Source organism: Silvanigrella sp. (assembly GCF_044369315.1).
GTDB lineage: Bacteria > Bdellovibrionota_B > Oligoflexia > Silvanigrellales > Silvanigrellaceae > Silvanigrella.
The window spans coordinates 1-22,265 of record NZ_JBIPMD010000033.1; the positions used below are offsets into that span (position 1 = coordinate 1).

The 22,265-nt window shown below is 28.7% G+C and carries 16 protein-coding genes; 12 read left to right on the top strand and 4 right to left on the bottom strand.

Features of this window, described 5'->3' with window-relative positions; translation table 11 throughout:
* The coding region (locus ACIQ56_RS04765; protein WP_397599928.1) for an ABC-F family ATP-binding cassette domain-containing protein at window positions 1-1,376 on the bottom strand (1,376 nt) is incomplete at its 3' end.
* A gap of 22 nt (window positions 1,377-1,398) precedes the next feature.
* Window positions 1,399-2,280: an alpha/beta fold hydrolase gene (locus tag ACIQ56_RS04770; protein WP_397599929.1), complete on the bottom strand. Its 882-nt coding sequence runs from the start codon at window positions 2,278-2,280 to the stop codon at window positions 1,399-1,401.
* Between the two features lie 137 nt (window positions 2,281-2,417).
* Between ACIQ56_RS04770 and flgG the strand changes: the two genes are divergently transcribed.
* Genes flgG through ACIQ56_RS04795 form a run of 5 tightly spaced genes read left to right on the top strand, consistent with a single transcriptional unit; the run spans window position 2,418 to window position 6,844 of the window.
* Entirely contained in the window at window positions 2,418-3,203 is a 786-nt protein-coding gene (gene flgG / locus ACIQ56_RS04775) for a flagellar basal-body rod protein FlgG (RefSeq protein WP_397599930.1), read from the top strand.
* 12 nt (window positions 3,204-3,215) lie between these two features.
* Complete coding sequence (locus ACIQ56_RS04780) at window positions 3,216-3,995, top strand: flagella basal body P-ring formation protein FlgA (RefSeq protein ID WP_397599931.1); 780 nt, start codon at window positions 3,216-3,218, stop codon at window positions 3,993-3,995.
* Window positions 3,982-5,241 (top strand): hypothetical protein, encoded by a 1,260-nt coding sequence (locus ACIQ56_RS04785; RefSeq protein ID WP_397599932.1) that lies wholly within the window; start codon window positions 3,982-3,984, stop codon window positions 5,239-5,241. The genes ACIQ56_RS04780 and ACIQ56_RS04785 overlap by 14 nt, the downstream gene beginning before the upstream one ends.
* A gap of 23 nt (window positions 5,242-5,264) precedes the next feature.
* Window positions 5,265-6,338, top strand: a complete 1,074-nt coding sequence (locus ACIQ56_RS04790; RefSeq protein ID WP_397599933.1) for a flagellar basal body P-ring protein FlgI — start codon at window positions 5,265-5,267, stop codon at window positions 6,336-6,338.
* Between the two features lie 8 nt (window positions 6,339-6,346).
* Window positions 6,347-6,844 carry a rod-binding protein gene (locus tag ACIQ56_RS04795; RefSeq protein ID WP_397599934.1) on the top strand — a complete coding sequence of 166 codons (498 nt, stop codon included), beginning with the start codon at window positions 6,347-6,349 and terminating at the stop codon, window positions 6,842-6,844.
* A 40-nt stretch (window positions 6,845-6,884) separates the two neighbouring features.
* Here ACIQ56_RS04795 and ACIQ56_RS04800 read toward each other — a convergent pair whose 3' ends face one another.
* Window positions 6,885-10,235: a hypothetical protein gene (locus ACIQ56_RS04800; RefSeq protein ID WP_397599935.1), complete on the bottom strand. Its 3,351-nt coding sequence runs from the start codon at window positions 10,233-10,235 to the stop codon at window positions 6,885-6,887.
* A gap of 647 nt (window positions 10,236-10,882) precedes the next feature.
* Between ACIQ56_RS04800 and ACIQ56_RS04805 the strand changes: the two genes are divergently transcribed.
* From ACIQ56_RS04805 to ACIQ56_RS04835, 7 genes are all read left to right on the top strand, one after another.
* Window positions 10,883-12,307: a TolC family protein gene (locus ACIQ56_RS04805; RefSeq protein WP_397599936.1), complete on the top strand. Its 1,425-nt coding sequence runs from the start codon at window positions 10,883-10,885 to the stop codon at window positions 12,305-12,307.
* An 11-nt stretch (window positions 12,308-12,318) separates the two neighbouring features.
* Entirely contained in the window at window positions 12,319-13,221 is a 903-nt protein-coding gene (locus tag ACIQ56_RS04810; RefSeq protein WP_397599937.1) for an efflux RND transporter periplasmic adaptor subunit, read from the top strand.
* A 12-nt stretch (window positions 13,222-13,233) separates the two neighbouring features.
* On the top strand, window positions 13,234-16,290 hold the full coding sequence (locus ACIQ56_RS04815) for an efflux RND transporter permease subunit (RefSeq protein WP_397599938.1): 3,057 nt from the start codon (window positions 13,234-13,236) through the stop codon (window positions 16,288-16,290).
* 104 nt (window positions 16,291-16,394) lie between these two features.
* A complete protein-coding gene (locus ACIQ56_RS04820) occupies window positions 16,395-17,621 on the top strand; it encodes a hypothetical protein (RefSeq protein ID WP_397599939.1) in 1,227 nt (408 codons plus the stop codon).
* Window positions 17,622-17,698: 77 nt separating this feature from the next.
* The gene (locus ACIQ56_RS04825) at window positions 17,699-20,056 is read left to right on the top strand and encodes a CHASE2 domain-containing protein (protein WP_397599940.1); all 2,358 of its coding nucleotides are present in this window, start codon (window positions 17,699-17,701) and stop codon (window positions 20,054-20,056) included.
* Window positions 20,057-20,064: 8 nt separating this feature from the next.
* Window positions 20,065-20,499, top strand: coding sequence for a GatB/YqeY domain-containing protein (locus ACIQ56_RS04830; protein WP_397599941.1), 435 nt, complete (start codon window positions 20,065-20,067; stop codon window positions 20,497-20,499).
* Window positions 20,500-20,521: 22 nt separating this feature from the next.
* On the top strand, window positions 20,522-21,778 hold the full coding sequence (locus tag ACIQ56_RS04835; protein WP_397599942.1) for an MFS transporter: 1,257 nt from the start codon (window positions 20,522-20,524) through the stop codon (window positions 21,776-21,778).
* Window positions 21,779-22,020: 242 nt separating this feature from the next.
* On the opposite strand, the gene ACIQ56_RS04840 is transcribed toward ACIQ56_RS04835, so the two are convergent.
* A complete protein-coding gene (locus ACIQ56_RS04840) occupies window positions 22,021-22,194 on the bottom strand; it encodes a hypothetical protein (protein WP_397599943.1) in 174 nt (57 codons plus the stop codon).
* Window positions 22,195-22,265: the final 71 nt, after the last annotated feature.

Genomic DNA, 22,265 nt, shown 5'->3' on the forward strand with positions numbered 1-22,265 from the left:
TGTTGTAAAAGTAAACAAGCTAAACCAACACGGCTTTTTTCTCCTCCAGAAAGCACACCTACATTTTTAAAAACATCATCACCTCGAAATAAAAAGCTTCCTAATAAATTTCTTGCTCTTTTTTCGCCAACATCATCTGAAATGCCCATGACATTATCAAGAATTGTTTTCTTTTCATCTAAAATATCTAATTGATCCTGTGCAAAAAATGCTAAAGAAACATTGTGGCCTAATTCAAAACCACCATTGATAGCGTTTATTTTACTTGCAATTGTCTTTAAAAAAGTTGATTTTCCTATACCGTTTGGTCCAATAATTGCAATTTTTTGTCCTCTTAAAACATTTAATTTAATGTCCTTAGAAAGAATTGAATTATATCCAATGCTCATAGCTTCAATTTTTAGAACTTCTTTACCACTAGCCGTTACCTTAGGTAAGGTAAATGAAATTTCATCGACGGAATCATCAATATCAAAACTTCCTTCAAGATCTTTCATACGATCAAGCATTTTCATTCTACTTTGAGCTTGTTTTGCCTTAGATGCTTTTGCTTTAAAACGATCAACGAAACGTTGAATTTCATCAGCACGTTTTTTATGTCTTTCATAAGCAGCAGTTTCTAATTCAAGTCGTTGTTCTCTCTGTTCTAAAAAGGAATCAAAGTTACCTTTATATGGCGTAAATTTACCATTAAATAAATGCAAAGTAATTGTTGATAATCTGTTTAATAAAGCTCTATCGTGAGAGACAAATAAAAGTGTTCCTTTAAAGCTTTGTAAGAATTTTTCAACCCAAATTAAACTAGGAAGATCGAGGTGGTTTGTAGGCTCATCTAATACTAAAAAGTCGGGATCGTTTAAAAAAACTCTTGCAAGTTCTAGACGCATGCGCCATCCACCCGAAAGCTGTTTGGGATGTTTATTTAATTGAGAACCTAAAAATCCAAGACCGACTAAAATACCTTTTGCTCTGGCTTCAAGGGCATAGCCACCAGCTTCACGAAAAGCATCCTCAATTTTTTCAAATTTTTTATGAACTTCTTCGTTGTAATTTGTTTCCATTTCAATAAGAATATCATCTAATTGACGTTTTAATTCTTTTAATTTTAAAGCACCATCAACACATTCTTCTAAAATGGTTGGTTTGGGGTTTGCATTAGGTTCCTGAGGTAAATACCCTAAATTCACTTTTGCTGGTTTTAAAATTTGACCAGAATCTGCTTCTTCAATCGCACAAATAATATTTAATAAAGTGGACTTTCCTGCGCCATTTGGTCCTACTAAAGCCACTCTTTCTCCATCCGGAAAATGATATGACGAGTTTTGAAAAAGTACTTTCTTTCCATAAGCTTTGCTTAAATTTTCGATCCGGATCATTTCCTAATTTCCATTTCTTTTTTCAATTTCTTTTTTCTGTCCATTGGATTAAATCAGATAGAGCTTGAGAACGAAATTGCTCCGTTTCATTGAAGATTTCATGTCCAGCCCCCTGAATCACTTTGAAAGTGCTATCATTATGAGAGAAATAAGGCACGCACTTTTTAGTCACTTCCAAACGAACAAGTTTGTCATCTGCAGCTGCTACAATTGTAACGGGGGCACTTATTAAACGTATGGCTTGAATGATCTTTTTTTCTTCAACAGCCCCCAAAAAAGTATTACCCATTCTTGCCGTAATCATTTTTAATATGAGAGCATCTTCGCGCGCTGCATTATTATTTTCATCATTATTTGAAAGATTTTCTGGTGGAATTCCTATGGGAGCAACAATTTGAGGAAGGAATTTTGCTACTTTGTCCGCTAAAAACCGCTTCCAAGCGGGGATGGATTGTTTCACCCCGTAACAAGGAGAGCTTAAAAATATGGGGGGACAAGAATCTGCTAAATGAGCTGCTGCATAAGTAACAAGTAAAGAACCAAAACTATGACCCATTAATCCAAAAAATGAATTTTTTTGTTTCGTTAAGCCAAGCAATTGTTTTACATGATTTGTCATAAATATCACATCTAAAACCATGGCATGTAAATTTTCTGCGTCACCACGAGATGGCCCTGACTTTCCATGGCCTCTGATGTCAAAAATAGCGAAGGCAAGATTTTTTGCACATACCGCTTTAGCGACATGTGGATATCTGCCACTATGTTCACCAAATCCATGCACGGCAAGAACAACCCCATCTAATTTTGACTCTGAAAAATCTTTTTTGGCGGGTGTATACACACGAAAGAAAAGTTCATTTCCATCAAAACTTTTTATATTTTCAGCACGTTCTTGAAACATACATTAGTCTCCTTGCTTCAAATTTTCCTACAGCATTTCAGATAGCTGCAATGTTTTCACATAACTTTCAGACTAAAACAAATTATCCTTCAAGAAGAATTCAAAATTCTTTTGAAGGATCGAAAAAGGAGGCTTTTATGCTGCGTAGTTTAAACACAGCCGCAACAGGTATGGATTCACAGCAGAGGCTTATTGATACATTGTCAAATAATATGGCAAACGTGAACACAATAGGTTTTAAAGCCAGTAGAGCTTATTTTCATGATTTACTTTATCAAAATATTAGAGCCCCTGGTTTACAAACAGCGACAGGAGTCATTGCGCCAAGCGGTATTCAGATTGGAAATGGTTCAAAAATCGTTTCTGTAGAAAAATCATTTGATGAAGGCGCGATAAAGATAACAAATAAAGACACAGACATGGCTATCATGGGAAAAGGATTTTTCCGAATTCAGTTGCCTGATGGAACAATAGGATATTCTAGAGACGGAACATTTCGCAGAAGTGCTGATGGAAGAATTGTTACTTCAGAAGGGTTACCTTTGATTCCTGAAATTGTAATTCCTCAAAATACATTGCATTTAAATATTGGTATAGATGGTATTGTTACAGCTAAAGTAAGCGGAGAACAAGAGCCAAGAAATTTGGGACAAATTCAACTTGCTAATTTTATTAATCCAGCCGGTCTCAATTCAATGGGTCGAAATCTTTATACAGTAACACCTGCATCTGGAGAGCCCATTGTTTCAATTCCTGGAGAAAATGGTTTAGGTAACATAGATCAAGGTGAGCTTGAAACAAGCAACGTTAATATTGTTGAAGAAATGGTACAACTTATTGTTGGGCAACGCGCTTATGAATTAAATAGTAAAGTGATTAAAACAGGCGATGAAATGCTCGCTTCAACAAATCAAATGAAATGATAGGATATTTAGATGATACTTTCTCCTCCACAAGTTTATGTCGAATATAAAGACCTTTCAAAGGATGAAGGTATTGCTGAAATTCAAAAGGATTTTATTGTTCAAATTATAAAATCAAATAAACAAAATGATACCATTGTAATTGATAAAATAATGGATTCAAATAATGACAATCTTTTTATAGCGCATTGCATTCAATGTAATTTGCCTAATTTATCTTTTAATGAAATCATTTATTCAACTATTAAAAAAAATAAAAATAATTTTAGCTCAGAATATATTTTTGAAATAAAAAATGATACGAACAACAAAATCACCTGGAAAATTCAACTCAAAGAAAAGAAAAAAATATATTATCTTGCAGCTAAACAAAACATATCAATAAACTCAATTTTAAATGAAAAAGATATAGATATTCTTTCATGCACAACAGAAGAATCTAAATGCAGTCCTAATCATTTTTATTTAAGTAACAAAGAAGCAGAAAATTCAATTTTAAATTTCAAAAATAAAAAATCTTCAAATCAAATTCGTGTTGGACAAGAGATAGACCCTAAATGGCTTTCCCAAGAAATCCTAATCCATACAGGGGAAAAAACAAAAGTAACTTATTCTCCGAATCGTTCTTTAATCATTCAAACATTTGGAAAATCTCTTTCAAATGCTGGACGAGGAGAAACAATTCGTGTTCAAATAAGCGACTGGTTCGATAAGAGTTCTGTTTTGCATCCAACAGGGATTATTGAAGGAATCGTAATAGCTCCTGGTGAGGTTGAATATGCAACCAAATAGTAAGTATACAAAATATAAAGAAGGTTTAGATGAGATTAACCTTCAAGAAGAAGAAGGATATGTAGAGTCCATTAAAAATAAGATACATTATGAAACAAAAAGACCAAATAAATTGATTGAAGAAAGAGATACGGTAACAAAAAAGAATGATAAATTTTCAATTGTAGAAACATATCTTAATTCCGTTGAATATGCTTTTGATAAAGGAAACAGTACAGGAAAAAAGGTATCTCATGCACTAGATAATATTCCAGAGCCTACTTCAAAAAAAATTGTAGTACGATTAACCATATGCTTTGCATTCATAGCCTTAATTATCTTTTTTACAAGTTGTCATGCTCACGCTCAAGTAACTTCTCCAAATGCAGAAAATAATGTTTTTTCAATAACAAAATCAAATGAAATGACAGATCCAAGTGTAATAAGACAAGATAAAAACGAACGGATAGAGAGTCATAAAGAACAAGAGCGTTTATTTATAAAAAGAGAAAATTTACAAATAAAACATAAAGAACCAGGATCTCCATCGGGAAGCATTTGGGCCGATTCTTCACAACCAAAATCACTTGCAACAGAATATCAACCTACTCGAACCGGTGAAGTCATTACAGTAACAATTCCAGATGATCTTCAATACAAACCTTCAGCAGAACCAAGCGCTAATGGAACAACGGGACAAAAATTTGATCCTATTAAATCTTTAAAATTTGAAATTGTTGGATTTGAACCTGGTGGTGATGTTTATTTAAGAGGCACTAAAACTTACGTAAACGAATCCGGTGAACAAAGATCCATTATGGTTATGGCAAAAATGCCACAAAGAAGCTTAAATAAATTTGAAGTAGATGCAAAAGATCTTACTCAAGTAGCGGTTAATAGCGTCATTAATGGGGCTTCCTCAGACTATTCTTCTGCAGGTTGGGATATTACGACTTCAAGAAAAGTTTCAGGATTTGCTCCAGACCTGAACTCAGCAATAGCATCTCTTGATGGCCAAAAGAAAGAATTAGATACACAACAAAAAGCATTAAAAGATCAACAAAAAGCTTTAACTGAAGAAGCGGATAGACTCAAAAAAGATAGAAATAGATTAAATGCAGAAACAGCCCAAGCAAAACAATTATTAGACTCAGCGACAATTATGGATCCTCCTGCAGAAGATGGAAAAGAAAATAAATCTGGCGGTGGGAAAACACAAAGCAGTAATAACCAAAACTCAAGTAATGCCAAAAAACCAAGTAATTAAATTATAGTAAAAAGGAATTTACCTTGATTAAAAGGAATTTGATTTTAGCTATAAAAATAATATTCACTTCTCTTTTATTCATATTAGGAAATAACTTAGTTGCAGAAGAAATTGAACTTCCTGTTCGTATCAAAGATTTAGTTGAATTTAGAGGAGTTCGATCAAATCAATTAACTGGACTTGGGATTGTTGTTGGTTTACAGGGAACAGGCGATAGTAAATCAAGTATTGCTACAAATAAAGCAGCAGCTTCCGTTATGAACCGACTTGGTATGGCTATAACTCCTAATGAAGTTATTACAAAAAATATTGCTGTTGTTGTCGTAACAGCCGAGTTGCCTCCTTTCGCAAGAATAGGAGATAAATTAGATATTCGAATTTCGAGTATTGGAGACTGCCAAAGTTTAGAAGGTGGTACTTTATTATTAACAAGTTTAAGTGCGGCAGATAGTCAGGTTTATGCTACAGCACAAGGGAGTATTAGCCAAGGAACTTCCATGGCAGGAAATGAAGGTGGTGCTGGACAACCTGCAAAAAGTACTACTCCCAAAACAGTTTCTTTATCATTAAGTGGAATTGTAGAAAAAGAGTTTTTATCTACTTTTATGAGTAACAATAATGTAGAATTAAGTTTAAAAAATGCAGATTTTACAACGGCAAGCAGAATTGCAAAAGCATTAAATGATTATTTTGGTGAGTTTATTGCTGATCCCGTTAATAGCGGTTTAATTTCTGTAAAAATACCAAGAACAGTTGCTAGAAATAATCCTAGCTATAACCCTGTTACCTTTATGTCCATATTAGAACAAATTAAAGTAACTCCAGATTCAAAAGCTTTAATTGTAATTAATGAAAGAACAGGAACAATTATATCAGGAAATAATGTAATTATTGAGCCCGTTGCCATAAGCCATGGACGTCTTGAAATTCAGATAGGTAAAAAAACAAATAAAGTAGGTGAAATACCAACTTCAACTACAATCGGCGAATTGGTTCGAGCCCTAAACACGCTTGGAGCAGGTCCTAAAGATGTTGTTTCTATTATTCAAACACTTGAAAGTGCCAAAGCATTAAGAGCTCAAATAAAACTGATGTAGAGGGAAAAATGAGAATAAACTTAATTGATAATGCACCATTAAATAAAAGCAATGAGTATTTAAGACCTGATGAAAAAATAAATAATCAAAAAACAGATGATAAAAATAAAAATCCAAAACTTCTTCAAAAAGTAAAAGATGCAGAAAATGTAGCAAAAGAGTTTGAAACCATTTATTTAGACATGATGCTAAAAAGTATGAGACAAACGGCAAAACCAGAAGATGAAAGCAATGCTCATGATATTTTTCAGGGGATGCTGGATGGGGAATATACAAAATTAATGGCGGATTCACAGAGTTTTGGAATTCGTGATTTAATTTTAAATTGGATGAAAGAAAATGATCCTTCCTTAAATCCAAATTTAAAAACTCTTGAAGACTCAAAAACAGATAACAATGGCAAAAAAGATTTATTAAACGCAAAAAAAATGATTGATTCCATGAAAAATGATTCGTACATGTCTAAAATGGCAATCGAACAATATAAAATAGAAATGAACAAATAAATTATTTAATAATAATCAAAAGGTGATTTTTAGTTCCTTTTTATAAATTTGAAACAAACAAACCCTTTTCTGTTGCTAAATAGAAAGATAATGAGACACTTTGAGAATTTGAAAAATTTAAATAAATATCGTTTATTTTCTCAGCACCGAGACCACCTTCTTCTCCTAACACTTTGAAAGATTCACCTCCATCCTCTGATATTGCAATACCGCTATTTGTTGCAAGATAGAGCATAGATCCAAATTTTTGAATAGAGTTAATATGATTTATATTTAAATTGATGTCAGAAATTAAATATTTTTTAAAATATTTATCATTATTATAAAAAATAAATAATCCATTATCTGTTCCCACATATAAATTTTCGTTGTCAAAAAATAGGGATAGTATTTTTTCCTCTTTTATTATTTCTTTATAAATTTCATTATAATTTATTCCATCATCAGATTTAAGTAATTTTCTTTTATTTGTAATAAAATAAATATTATCATTAAATGAGTATATTTTATTTGTTTTTAATGAATTTACTTTATGAATACTTCCGTTATTTAAGAGTTCATACACACCATCATTTGATGACAATAATAATTTATTTTTGTAATTAGTGATATAATTATAAAAGCGATTATCTAAATTAATATCAAATATATTATCATTATTATTTGATACAAATAATCCCTTATTTGTTGCCAAATATAACGAATCTCCAAAAGGAAAAATAAAATTACTTTTAATATTATTTTTACTTAAAATAATATTATTAAAATTCTTTCCATTATCACTCGATGACATCAATTGGTCATTTTGTATTGCTAATATTTTATTTTTATTTACAAAAACCTGTTTAACTTCTTTCGAATTTATTGCACTTGAATGATTTAATTTTAATTCTAAAAAATTAGAAATATAATCATATATATTAATTAAGTATAACCCATCATTTTTCATTACATAAAATAAATTTCCTAATAATTTAAGAGATAATATATTCTCATTATTAAATAAATTTAATTGCTGAAAATTACCATTAAATAAGTTTTCCGAAAACCAAATTCCATTTTTAGTGGCTAAATATATTGATTTATTTTTTACAAAAAATGAGTTCAAATTTTGAGGAAGGTTTGTCTTAATTTTTATAAACTCTAATTCCTTTAACAGAGCATCATTATTATCATTTGATAAACTAGATTTATAAATATTTTTATTTGTTAATAAATATAGAGTTTTATTATCAAAATACAAATCAATAATATTTTCATTGAATCCAAAGCTAAAATCAGATTCATCACTTATTGTTAAATAATTTAATTTATACGGATTTTCCAATTTTGAGAATAAAATATAACTTTCTGTGATAAAAAAAATAAAATTGTTTGCCTCTATTACTGACTTAATATCAAAATTTGAAAACGAATTTATCTGCTTAAAATTTAATGATTCAGAATTTAGTAACTCTGAATTTTCTGCAAACCAAACCCCTTTATTATTAGAATTTTTAACTATAGCATAAATATTAGATTCATATGCACTCATTTGATAAATTTCTTTTAAATTTGGCATCATATTTATTTTTTTAAATTTGCTCTTTCCAAATAAATCTGAATAATACAAACTATTTTCAGCTCCCTTATCTAAAAGAAATAATCTATCTTCTTTTATAAAAAACGGCTTAATTAAAGAATTATCTTGTATTTTATTTTCTATTTTACGTGGTATATTAAATTTATAATAATCAATACCGCTTGTTTTAGCACCATATATATCGCCATTATTAATTGTAACACCAATAAATTTATCTAATATATTTTTATTTGAAAAAATCTTTTTTGTTTCATTATTTTTAATATTATTTACTTGATAAATACCATTTTTTAACTTGCAAATTTTATTTTCACAAATTGTGACAACATATATTGAATCAGTATAAGTTTTTAAATCATATATTTCATTATTATTAAAATTTAATCTTTCATTTTCATAAATAATTTCTAATGGAATAAATTCATTTCTTAAATAATTTGAGGATAATTCATTTAATATTTTATTTGTATAAAATAGTCCCTTATTAGTTCCAATTAATATTTTATCTTTAACTAAGGAAATGTGTTTTATAAAAATATCTTCCTTGGAATCATTAATACTAATATTAAAAATTTCAAAACTTTCTTTATTTATTGAATTTGCATAATAAATATTCTTGTCTTTAATTACAAAAATTTCATTATCAATAACAAAAACATCGCCAAATTTTTTAAATATTTCTTTCGAATTCTTATCTTGTATAATTACTTCTTTAATACTTTCATGATTTCCATTTTCAAAATAAAAAACACCATTTTGGTTTGTTACAATATACAATAAATCCCCATTACTAGAAATCCCATGAAAATCAATATATTTTTTCATTTTATTTACAATTTTAAAATCATAGTGATTTTCATTTAGTTCAGCATAATATAAACCACCTCTTTCATCATTAGAATTATTATTATATGCAATAACATAGACTTTATTGCCTGACTTCGCCATCCCTCTAATTTCAAGATCAGAAGGCAGTCCGCTCACTTTATTAAAATTACTATTTGGTCCTGTATTTGAGTAATATAATCCTTTTTGATTTTGTGAAAAGTTTGCTACAAAAATAGTATTGCCATAGTGATATAATCTATATATATATTTATCTTCTAATATATTTGAGTTGTTATTAAAAGATGATCTTACTTCGACATTTTTATTAGCACTTTTAATCTTTGCTAATTCATTATTATACTTATAATTCGCATTTATTTTAAAATTTTTATTAGATATATCTCTTGCAGTTAATAAAAAATCGGCATAACAAATTTGAGTTGGTGATAATAAATCTTTGCATGAGTTATTAAAAACGAGATCATTTGAAAAACCCTGAACAAAAACACTTGATGTACCAGTATTAGTAAATTTATATCTTTTTGATATAGATTCACCATAGTTCATATTTATTTGATCTAAATTATCTTGAGCTTCTGCTTTTATCTCGACCTTTATATTTTCTATTTTTTTATTGAGACCAATATAAGACTTTGATTTCATAAAAAATATTTCAATTGTTGATTTATCTTCTGAAAGTCTTAAATTAGAATAAACAAATTTATTACTATTTTTTAGTTCTAAGTTGTAATTAAAATATATATTTTTTAAAATTGTATCTTTATTTCTGTCTGGTGAGTAAATATATTCAATATCACTTAAATTTTTTACTGAAATTTTTGTAAAATGCAATTCACATCCTTTATCATCTTTTTTAAAAATCAAACGGTTATTAATTTTTCTATTATTCTCTATAATAGAACTTACTTTCCAAGTTTCACCATTATTTCTTCCTAAACACTTGATATATTTTCCTTCCAAAATAAGCTCCTTAAGAAATAAAGAACTATTACTATTTAAACTTTTAAGTATATTAATATTTGGGTAGGCAAATTCCTCTGAATTTTTTAATTCCTTATTATTTGAATTATCCACCCTTGAACAGGATGATAAAATTAAGAAATATATAATAAACAAAATAAAATTTCTCATTTTATAAACTCCTTTTTAAAATGATTAAATTGAAATAAATATATTTTTTTCTATTATAAATTATTACTAATTTCATTATTAATGAAATTGTCTTTGAAACCCTCATTTAAATTAAGAAATTTACTGACTTCATCAACTCCATTATCTGATTCAATTCATTTTTGCAAGAAATAAATATTCAGTATAAAATTTATTTCAATAATAAAATGTTATAATTAGAATCAAATACGATAATAATTTCTACAATTATAAAAACCATAACCAAAATAAATTAAAGTTTTTTATAAAAAAAGGTAAGTTTATATTAATTTAATTTCAATATTTGATTTTTAAGCAAGTTAGGTTTTTATTTATCTTCAATAAAAATATTTTTTTAATTCTCTATCATTTTTTTTTATTTAATTTTATAATTCTTGTTGAATATTTTTATACTTTCTTTAAATTAAATGATTAATTAAGTTGGAGAAGAAAATAAAATGGCTAGCTACAAGAACCCCAATAAATTTTTTATTTATTTTTTAAAAATGAATTTTATAATAACACTAATTATATTTTTTAATTTAATATCAAATTTTAATACTTTTGGACAAGAGAGTTTAAATTTTAAAGTAGCTAAAGAAAATAGCATGATCATAATTGATATTGAAAAAGCAATGAAAATGACTCAAAATCAATCAGATAACCTAAAAGCCTCTCAAGCAAATTTAGCTTCATCTGAATATGAAGAAAAAGCATCAGAGAGAGGCTTGTTACCAAATCTGTCTGCTTCCAGTAACATTACATGGAATCAAGGAAATCCTGACTCCGAAAGTTTCACATTTCCTCAAAATCCTCCTAGCTCTTCATCAAATGCAACTCTTACTTTAACTCAACCCCTTTTAGGTGTTATACCTATTTTTCATCAATTAAATCAAAAAGAAATAAGTACAAAAATAAATAAACTTCTCGTTTCACAAACAAAAATACAGTCCGCTTTATTAGGCGCGACGTATTTTTTAAATGCCCAACTTGCCTCGCAACAATTATCTATTGCAAATGCAACAATAGAAACCGTAAAAAAAGCAAAATCAGACGCAGAAGTTTTGTACCAAACAGGTAGCATTTACAAAGATGATTATTTGAGAATTCTACTTCAATATTCACAAACAATTCAAGAAGTAAATAATGCAAAGTCTCAATTAGATATCGCCTTATTCTCACTTTCTCAAGCTATTGGCGTTTTAAATTTTAATCAAATTCAACTTGTTTCAAACGAAAAATCATCATGGGAAATTAAAAATCCCAAAATACCTTCATTAGAAGATTCAAAAAAAATAGCTATGAAAAATAATCAAAGCATCCTGATAGCAAAAGAAAATATCAAATACGCAGAAGTATCTAAAACATTAAATTTAGATAATTATTTACCATCCATTAATGCATTTATTAGTTATACAAAAAATATCAATCCTTCCTCTTCAGCAAATAGTTCGAGTTCTATAACAAGCTCAGATAATTATGTAAGTTATGGAATACAAATGAGTTGGAATTTATGGGATTGGGGTATTAGAAACAATCAAGACAACTCATTAACAGAAAAAGTTGTGGCGCAACGATATCTTGAAAAAAATCAAAAAGAACAAATCTTAAATCAAGTTTTTCAAAATTATAGTACAATTCAAAATAATATAAGTTCTGTTACATTAGCAAAAGATGCTGTTCAAACAGCTGAAGAAGCATATAAATTAGTTTCATATCGGTTTTTAAATGGTCAAGTTGCTGCTCTTGATCTTGTTACTTCTCAACAATCCTTAACAACAGCAAAAGCATCACTGGCACAGGCAAGGTTTAATTTGGATCTTGCATGGCTAACTTTTCAAGCAACTCTTGGTGTTCAACCAAGCTTATCCAAATTAGATTGAAAGGAAGTGAAATGAAATATAAAAATATAATTATCGCACTATTTTTAGGTTTAATTCTATTTCAAACATGCAAAAAAAAAGAACTAGCAGAACTTCCACCTGAAATAAATTTCAATAAAAAGCAAGAATTAAATAATATGGAACAAAATAAACAAAATGTAAAAATAACAAATCCTATAGAAAAAAAACCAATTGTTATTTCAAATAATGAAGTCATTTTAAATCAATTACCAGCTACAGTATATGGAACAAATACGAGCCAACTTAGTTTTAGAGTAAATGGATTTATCTATTCTATTTTAGTTAAAAATGGACAATATGTTAAAAAGGGACAAATAATTGCTAAATTAGATAATTCTATTTTTTCGGAACAACTTAAACTGGCACAATATAATCTTGAACAAGCAAAAAATTCTGAAAAATTCGCTTTACTCTCTTTAAAAAGAACACAAACTTTAAATCAAAAACAAGCAACGACACAAATTGCGCTTGAACAATCGGAATCAAATTATTTAAATTCACAAATTGCTGTAAAACTAGCCGATGCTCAACTAAAAATTGCCCAAATAAATTTCAATGATACTTCACTTATTGCTCCATTTTCAGGTTATATCTTTAATTTAACTTCTTGGATTGGAAATTATGTTTCAGCTACCTCTCCTATAGTTACTTTAGCTTCATTGGAAAATTTGCAAATTCAATTATTAATTCCACAAACTATTGAGAATAATTTTAAAATAGGACAAAAATTTCCATTTAAATCAACAAATCAAAAAAACAAAGGGATGTTTACAGTCACAAATGTAATACCTTATATTGACCAAAATACGAAATCTTATTTAATTATTGGAGTTCCAAGCAATACAGAAAAGCAACTTATGTCAGGTGAATTAATTTTAATACAATTAAAATAAGGAAACAAAATTATGTTGCTTGCAGATGTTTCTATAAAACGCCCAATTTTTGCAGGTATGATGAATTTATTAATCATCATTATAGGTCTTTTAGCTTATCAAAAAATTGGTGTAGATAATCAGCCAAAAGTTGATTTGCCTATTGTCAATATTAAGGTTCAAGTTGCAGGTGCTACTCCAAAATATATTGAGCAAAATGTTTTAAATCCTATAGAGTCTGCTTTACGTTCAATAGAAGGAATAGAAACTATAGATTCAACAGCTACAAATGGATCTGTAAATATAAGAGTCTCATTTGTTTTGTCCGAAAATATAAATGTTGCTGTAAATAATATTAGAAACGCAATGACTAGCGTAACAGGAAAGAAAAATTGGCCCTCAATTGCTCTCACTCCCGTAGTTAAACCCGTAGATCCAAATGCATCCTCTATTCTTCAAATTGCATTATCTAGTAAAACAAATCAATTTGGAATTGGAAATTTATCAGAATATATTAATAGTATTTTTGTTCCAAATATATCACAAGTAAAAGGTGTAGGTGATATTGGTATTGCAGGTTTAAGACTCCCAGAATTTGATATTTCTTTTGATAATGACAAATTAGATTCACTTGGCCTAACAGCATATAGTGTTATTAATCAAATTAAATCTCAAATTGTTACTGTTCCAGGAGGACAAGTTAAAAATGAAAAACTTGCTTATAATATAAACTCAACTACTTTACCAAATTCTATTAATGAAGTTGCAAATATTCCTATTTTAACAACAGCAGGAGTTATTGTTAGACTAGACGAATTAGCTATCATAAAAGATTCAATACAAGAACAAACAACTTATGGGGAAAGCGATGGAAAACCTGCTATTATTGTCTATGTTTCTAAATCATCTGATGCAAACACAGTAGAAGTTTCAAATAAATCTACTAAATTAATTGAAAATTTATCCTTATCTGTAAAAGATAAAATTGATATTCGAATTGTGAATGACACCTCTCGCTTTATATCTGGTTCCATGGATGCCGTAAATTTTGATATCATATTAGGAGCAATTCTTACAATATTAATTGTGTATTTATTTTTGCAAGATTGGAAATCTACATTTATTAGTTCGATTGCAATTCCAACTTCTGTTTTAGGAACGATAGGTCTCATACATTTTCTAGGATTTACTTTAAACTCGATGACAACATTAGCATTGTCTTTATCCATTGGAATTATTGTTGATGATGCTATTGTTGTAATAGAAAATATTCATAGACATATTCTTTTAGGAAAATCGGCTCGTATCGCAACAAATGATGCCATGAAAGAAATAGGAATACCCGCAATTGCCATTACATTTGCTATTATTGCGGTATTTATGCCTGTTGCTTTTATGGAAGGAAAAATAGGTCGTTATTTTTATGAATTTGCCATTACTGTTTCTGCCTCTGTATTAATATCACTTTTTGTTGCTTTTACCTTAAGTCCTATGCTTGGTAGTAGAATATTAAATAAACATGATACCGAAAAAAAGAAATTTTTTATTTTAGAGAAATTTGAATCTATTTTTATTTATTGTGAGAATTTATATTCAAAATTAATTATTGTTACACTTAAAAACAGACTTGTTACAATTATAATGGGCTTCTTTGTACTAATAATAAGTTTAATCCTTTTGCATTTTGTACCTACAAACTTTACCCCGAAAATGGATACAAGTTACTTCGCTATTTCTATGCAGCTTGCTCCAAATACATCGATACCAGAAACCACGAACCGCTCTCAAGAAATTGCCAAATGGCTTAAAACATATCCTGGAATTAAAAATGTATTTTTTAGACTTAGCAATCAAAATAATTCGGTTTTTATTGTTAACTTAGTTGACCCAAGTGAAAGAAATTTTACCCAGCAAAAACTTGAAAAAAGGATTCGAAGCGAATTAAAAAAATTTATTAAAAATCCAAACGAAATTATAACACTTGGAAGACCCGGAAAGTCACAGCAACCTATTCAAGTTATTTTAACCAATCCAAACTCACAAGAACTTGAAAAATATGCACTTAGTCTACAAAAATATTTAAAAACAATAGATGGCATTGAAGATATTATTTCAGACACTCCACCTCCCGCAGATGAAATTAAAGTAGTTCCAAATGTTGTAATGGCAAACTCTTTAAACGTAACTAGTGATGCAATTGCAACTACATTGTCTTATTTGTTTTACGGTGAAAATGTGGGATCTTTTAATAGAAATAGTGACACTTTCGACATAGTTGCAAAAGTTAATGATAAACAAGCATTAACACCAAACGATATTTTATCTGTAACAGTTCCAGGAAAAAATAATTCTCCTATTCCATTAAACAGCATTGCTAAAATAACATTAGACAAACAAAATTCAGTAATTCAGCATCATAATGGAATTCAAGAATATACCATTCTTGCAGATTATACGGGGAACGATTTAGGTAAAGTTTTACAACAAATTGAATCTTACTTAAATCAAAATAGAATTCTTGGATTAAGTTATGATTTTTCAGGTGATTCAAAAGACTTAAAAGATACCAATACCGCTGTTATACAAACTCTTTTATTGTCTTTATTATTTGCGTATATGGTCTTATGCTCTCAATTTGAAAGTTTTATGACTCCCTTTGTTATTTTATTAAGTGTTCCTTTAGCTTTTTCAGGAGCTTTTATTGCTTTGCTTATTTTAAATCAGCCAATGTCACTCTATGCAATGGTTGGCTTAATTTTATTAACAGGTCTTGTGAATAAAAATGCTATTTTATTATTAGATTTTACAGAACAACTCATAAAAGAAGGAAAAAGTGTAAATTTAGCTTTACAAGTTGCAGGAAAAACAAGGTTGAGGCCCATTCTAATGACAACTTTTGCTATGATTTTTGGAATGTTACCTATGGCATTTGGAAGTGACTTAGGACATGAGCAAAGAGCCCCAATGGGAGTCGCCGTGATTGGCGGTCTTATTTCTTCAACAATTTTAACACTTTTAGTTATTCCCTGTGTTTTTAGCATTTTTAAAGAAGCAAAGATGATCTTAAATTATAAACCCTCAAAAAAATAAGTATCTGATATATATAGAAATATAATTATTTTTTCAGTTTTTTGAAAACCAACTCCGATAACTAAAAAGCTATTCCTTTATTTAAGGAAGCAAAGGAGTCATAGTTGGCGAGCAAGAAATTGATTACAAAATCTATAGATCCGCAGTCTGCTATTCGTATGTTTATTATTGAATCCAATGTGCTTGATCAAAATTCATCTAAATTAAAAAGACAAGAAAATGTTTTAGAACAATATAAAACCCTATCAAAAGATCAAAAATATTACATTGCTGAATTTACTACAGATACAATATATTCAAAATATATAAATACGGAAAAATTTAATAGTATTTTATTTTCATATTTTATATTATCTAGCTCTGAAGAAAATGGATATTTTTCTAAAGTACTCATCGATATTTTATTAAAAAAAACCGATGACGATATCTTTACTAAAAAAATATGTGAAGTTTTGTTTGAAATAATTGACCAAGAGTTCTCTATTGAAGAAAATAAAAGAAAAGTAATTGCTCATTGTTTATCTTTAGTTATCAATATTGGAATAAATAAATTTGAAGAAAATTCAAAAATAAAAAACAAACTAAATGAAAATAATGAAATTATTGACTTTATTACTTCAAGTCTTCTTGCCAGGGGAAATATTAATAATATTGAAATAAGAATTGCTATTGTTTATTATTTATCCAGAATTGATAATAATTCAAAAATAAATTTACAAAAAATTCTTTCTCGTTTTGGTCAAAGTTTACTGGAACACGTTTTTACAAAATATTTTTCTGAAAATGAAACCTCAAAAACAGCTTTTTTATTTTTAGCAGATCATTTAAAAGATTTTCTTTCTGGTTCTGCGCATCTTGCTGAAATGGGAAATGCAGTTCTTCAAAACCAAATGCTGAAAAATCCAGTTGAATTTATAAACTTTTCTGATAAATATTCAGACCTCATTTATGAAAAATTAGATGAATTAAAATCCCTTAATATTCACTTATCATTTTTATTAAAAAAATCTTGTGAGATAAATAAGATAGAATTAATCAATGGATTGCAAAAAATAATAATAAAAAATTTAAACAATATGAAAAATAATTCTGAATATTTGTTTATAGAAAGCTTTGAAAATATAATCGAAATTATTTCTAAAGCACACTCAAAAAATATAAGAGATTCTATTAATATAATTACAAAATTTTACCAAGAGAATACAAAAAAATCAAATTCAAATATTATACATAAAAATTTTAAACACAACAAAAGCAATAAATTACAAAATCGAACTGAATCAAGTATGAAAGAATCCCCGTTCGAACAAATATTTCTTTTGGCTAAATAATACATATTTTCCCATTTTCTTAATTCATACTCAAATATAATAGCAAGGTAATTATTATAATTGAGTAAGGGAAAAAAATGCCTAAAGAAAATGTTAAAAAGAAGAGAAAATTTAAATATTTTTTTATTCCTTCTTCTTTTAAAATTGGAATTTTAATTACATTCTTATGTTTATTTTTCTTAATTAAACATTATAGTTTACCAAAAAACTCTATTGATATTGTAGGCCAATTAGAAAGAGTTCTTTATGATATTCGCTTTAAATTAAGAGGTCCAAAAAAATTAAGTGGCGTTGTTGGAGCACTTACCGCGGATGATAAAAGCATTGAAAAGTTTGGAAGATGGCCATTCCCAAGAGGAATATACGAAAAGGCGTTTCAAAATTTACAAAATGCAGGTGTAAAATGGATAGGATTTGACGTATTTTTTTCTGAACCTTCTCATAGATTACTTGAAGAATCTTTACCAGATTTAGAAAAAATTCTTATATCCTCAAATAACAACCCCAAAGCAATTGAAAATAGCTTGGCAGAATTATTAGAATCTAGCCCTGGTGATGTTTCTCTTGGAAAAAGTATCGACAACTTTGGGAATATCGTTCAAGGATTCTTTTATTTAGAAAATGAAGATCAAATAAAAGGTTCTTCTTATGATTGGTTTAATAGTTTTAACCGTCTTAAAAGTTCATCAATCGATTTTCTTGATTTCCCTACTGGAAATTCTTTAAATAATTATAAAGATATTATTTCATATGGAGCAATAACAAACACACCAATTATTGCGGGTAAATCAAAATATATGGGTTTTGCAAATAATCAATCCGATTCCGATGGAATGATTCGAAAATCAATATTATTAAGAACAATAGATCCAATAAATAAATTTGGTGAAAAAATTGGAACTCCCATTATTGTTCCTAGTCTTGCCTTATCATTAGCAGCAAACTATTTAGCAAGCGGGGTTGTTATCCATTTTGACCCATCTGGCATTGATTCAATTGAACTCTATCCAACGGATAGCAAAAAGAAACAAATTAAAATTCCTGTTTACTTTGATGGACTTGGAAAACTTCTTATTAATCACTACGGTGAATTCTCAAAAATTCCACAAATTTCATTGGACGATGCTTATAATAATAAACTTCCTAAAGATATTCCTAAAATTTTAGTTTATGGAGGAACAGCAACAGGAACAAATGATAAAAGGCCCTCTCCATTTGATGAAAATCTTGATGGAGTTGGTCACCATGTTGCAATAATTGAAAATATATTAACACAAAATTTTATGAAAAGGCCTATTTCTGCGCCATTAATTGAAGTCTCATTGCTTTTATTTTCTGGTATTCTTTTTTCGTATGCTCTTAAATATTTAAACGCATTAAAATCTTCTTTTTTTATAATTCTTATTCTTGCTGCCTTCTTCTACATTGATGAAAAGTATTTATTTGGACAAGGTAACTGGTACTATGCAGGTATGTTTTATTTACAAAGTGTCTCCATCTATTTTGGAATAACCATATTTAAATATTTCACAGAAGAACGAGAAAAGAAAAAGGTTCGAAGTGCATTTCAACATTATCTAAATCCTGCTGTTATTAATCAATTAATGGAACATCCAGAAAGATTAAAATTAGGTGGAGATAAAAAATTTATGACTGTCTTTTTCTCCGACGTAAGAGGATTTACAACAATCAGCGAGGCTTTAAGCCCAGAAAAACTAACTTCTATATTAAATGAATATTTTACACCAATGACAAAGATTATTTTAGATTCAAATGGGCTATTAGATAAATACATTGGAGATGCTATTATGGCTGTTTGGGGAGCCCCTATTCCAATGGAAAATCATGCCGATAAAGCCGTATCTTCTAGTTTAAAAATGCTTGATGAACTTGAACTTCTTCAAAAAAAATGGAAATCAGAAAATCTTCCATTTCTAGATATTGGTATTGGTCTTAATACAGGAGATATGGTTGTTGGTAACATGGGAAGCGACCAACGGTTTGATTATACTGTTTTAGGCGATGCTGTTAACTTAGGAGCGCGCCTTGAAGGCATTAATAAAAACTATGGAACCCGAATTATTTGTTCAGAATTTACTAAAATTGCTTTAAAAGAACCACATAAATTTATTTTTCGTGAACTCGATAATATTCAAGTTAAAGGGAAAAATGAGCCTGTTCGTATATTTGAAGTCATGAGATTTAAAGAAATGGATAGACAAAAAGCGCTAGAATTGGTTAGGTTGTTTGAAGAAGGTTTGGCTCTTTACCGCGCCCAAAATTGGAAAGAAGCAATCCAAAAATTTAAAGAAGCCATTCGTATGAACGATGGCAAAGATCCTCCAAGTGAAGAGTTTATTGAAAGATGTAATTACCTAAAAGAAAAAGGTCTTGAAAAAGATTGGAATGGCGTTTGGGTATTTAAAACAAAGTAAGGACACAAATGACAACACTTAAAGAAACATTAACAAATGACTTAAAAAATGCGCTCAAAAATCATGATAAAGAACTAACCGGAGTTCTCCGTATGCTAATTAGTGCAATACAATATGGACAAACGGCCGCTAAACCCATTTCAGAGTTTGACGCTGTCCTTTCTTATAGAAAACAACTTATCGATGCCCTAGAAATGTTTCCAAAAGGAAGCGAGAAACATCTTCAAACGGAAAGTGAATTAAAAATTGTGGAACGTTATATGCCAAAAGCTCCATCAGATGATGAATTGAATAAAATCATTCAAGATAAAATCTCTCAAACTCCTTCACAAGAGAAGGTAAATATTGGTTTAATAATGAAAGAAATAAAACAATTATACCCAACTTGTGATGGTAAAGCTGTTATGGCACTTATACAAAAAGAAGTGGCTCAACATAAATAAACATTTTTAAATTGGAATAAAAATGGCTATTTCAAAAACATCAGAGAATAAAACCTTGTTTCTTTGTTCTATTGGTGGCGCTTTTGAATATTATGATTTTTCCTTATTTGCTTTAATGACTCCTGTAATAAGTAAACATTTTTTTGATGAATCAATTCCAAGTGTTGCAATATTAAAAACTTTTGGCATTTTTGCTGCTGGCTATTTTGCAAGATTTTTAGGTGGCTTTTATTTTAGTCATTTAGGGGATACTTCGGGTCGTAAAAAACCATTTATGATCACTCTTTTTTTAATGGCAATCCCAACTTTAGGAATTGCCCTGTTACCTACTTATCAACAAATTGGATTTCTTGCTCCCCTTATTTTATTGCTATTAAGAATTGCGCAAGGTTTTGCATTAGGTGGTGAAGCTCCTTGCGCAATGGCTTATATTCATGAATATGCAAATGAAAAAAGAAAAAGTCTCGCTATGGGCACTCTTTTTGGAGGCATTATTTTTGGATCTTTTTTTGCTTCCTTATTATATTCGACATTAAATTCTTTAATGTCTCCTGAAACATTTTATTCTTGGGGATGGCGCATTCCTTTTGCCGTCGGAGGACTTTTAGGAATAATTGGAATTTATTTAAGAAAAAGCTTAAATGAAAGTAAAGATTTTATCCAATGTAAAAATTCAAATGGCGTTTTAAAAGTTCCTTTTTTTACCTTAATTCAAAAACATTTTAAAGATGTTGCTTTAGGTATTATTATATTATTGCCATCCTCCACTGCATTCTTGTATTTTTTGTTAATTTCTTCAAAAACACTAGAAACGGCTTTTTTATTTGAAAAAATATTTATTGATAAAATTGTAACCATAGGATTTTTTCTAAATGCCCTCTTTTGTATTATTTTTGGAAATCTTTCCGATAAATTCAAATCAAAAAATGTTTATATGCTTGGCATTTTATCTCTTTTTATTTTAACTTTATTATCAAATACTGCATTTCAATCTGGCAGTAAAGAAACCATAACAATATTTATTATACTCATGTCTATTACATTAGGCGCATGTGTGGGTTCCGTTTTTAATATTTTAGCATCAATGTTTGCCACTAAAATGAGAACATCTGCCCTTGCCCTCTGCTTAAATACAACAAATGGATTATTTATTGGAGTAACTCCATTTATGTTTACTCAAATTGCAACATTTCAATATTTTAATCATTTTCACATGTTGTATATTAGTTTTTTATGTTTATTATCCCTATTTTTAGTTAGAAAAATAAAGAAAAAATAATAATTATCTGTTTAGATAGAATTTTTTAGGATTTTTAGAATCACCCATATCATTCATTATTTTATTAAATATACTTTCATCATTATTTAAAATATCATAACCTGTAGGTTTGTAAATATAATCAGAAATTACACCAATACCTTCAATATACTGCTCAACCGGGGTCTTGGGCGCTTTGAAGCGATTTATGTCGGTATGCGCTAGTTGACATATTATGTTATATAGATATTTGTTTTTTTCGATCAGATTCTAATTATCTTCCATTTTTCATTAGGAGGTTGCCGCTCTTTTTCAAATGAATCTATTGTTGTAAATAAAGATTTATCATTATCTTTTTTAATTAAATCAATTAGTTTACTTTTATATTCTCTATTTCCTTCTTCTATGCTTTGATCTTCCCCCAATTTTATAGACACAATTAACCGACCTTTTTCATTGGTCTAGTTATTTCAAATATAACTGGAGACAGATATCCATTCGACGAATG

What these genes read in the sequence shown, in the direction of transcription:
- ACIQ56_RS04830 (WP_397599941.1), top strand. Translation starts at nt 20,065, where the DNA reads ATGACAACACTTAAAGAAACATTAACAAATGACTTAAAAAATGCGCTC.
- ACIQ56_RS04835 (WP_397599942.1), top strand. Translation starts at nt 20,522, where the DNA reads ATGGCTATTTCAAAAACATCAGAGAATAAAACCTTGTTTCTTTGTTCT.
- ACIQ56_RS04780 (WP_397599931.1), top strand. Translation starts at nt 3,216, where the DNA reads ATGATACTTTCTCCTCCACAAGTTTATGTCGAATATAAAGACCTTTCA.
- ACIQ56_RS04805 (WP_397599936.1), top strand. Translation starts at nt 10,883, where the DNA reads ATGGCTAGCTACAAGAACCCCAATAAATTTTTTATTTATTTTTTAAAA.
- ACIQ56_RS04795 (WP_397599934.1), top strand. Translation starts at nt 6,347, where the DNA reads ATGAGAATAAACTTAATTGATAATGCACCATTAAATAAAAGCAATGAG.
- ACIQ56_RS04785 (WP_397599932.1), top strand. Translation starts at nt 3,982, where the DNA reads ATGCAACCAAATAGTAAGTATACAAAATATAAAGAAGGTTTAGATGAG.
- ACIQ56_RS04810 (WP_397599937.1), top strand. Translation starts at nt 12,319, where the DNA reads ATGAAATATAAAAATATAATTATCGCACTATTTTTAGGTTTAATTCTA.
- flgG (WP_397599930.1), top strand. Translation starts at nt 2,418, where the DNA reads ATGCTGCGTAGTTTAAACACAGCCGCAACAGGTATGGATTCACAGCAG.
- ACIQ56_RS04770 (WP_397599929.1), bottom strand. Translation starts at nt 2,280, where the DNA reads ATGTTTCAAGAACGTGCTGAAAATATAAAAAGTTTTGATGGAAATGAA.
- ACIQ56_RS04825 (WP_397599940.1), top strand. Translation starts at nt 17,699, where the DNA reads ATGCCTAAAGAAAATGTTAAAAAGAAGAGAAAATTTAAATATTTTTTT.
- ACIQ56_RS04815 (WP_397599938.1), top strand. Translation starts at nt 13,234, where the DNA reads ATGTTGCTTGCAGATGTTTCTATAAAACGCCCAATTTTTGCAGGTATG.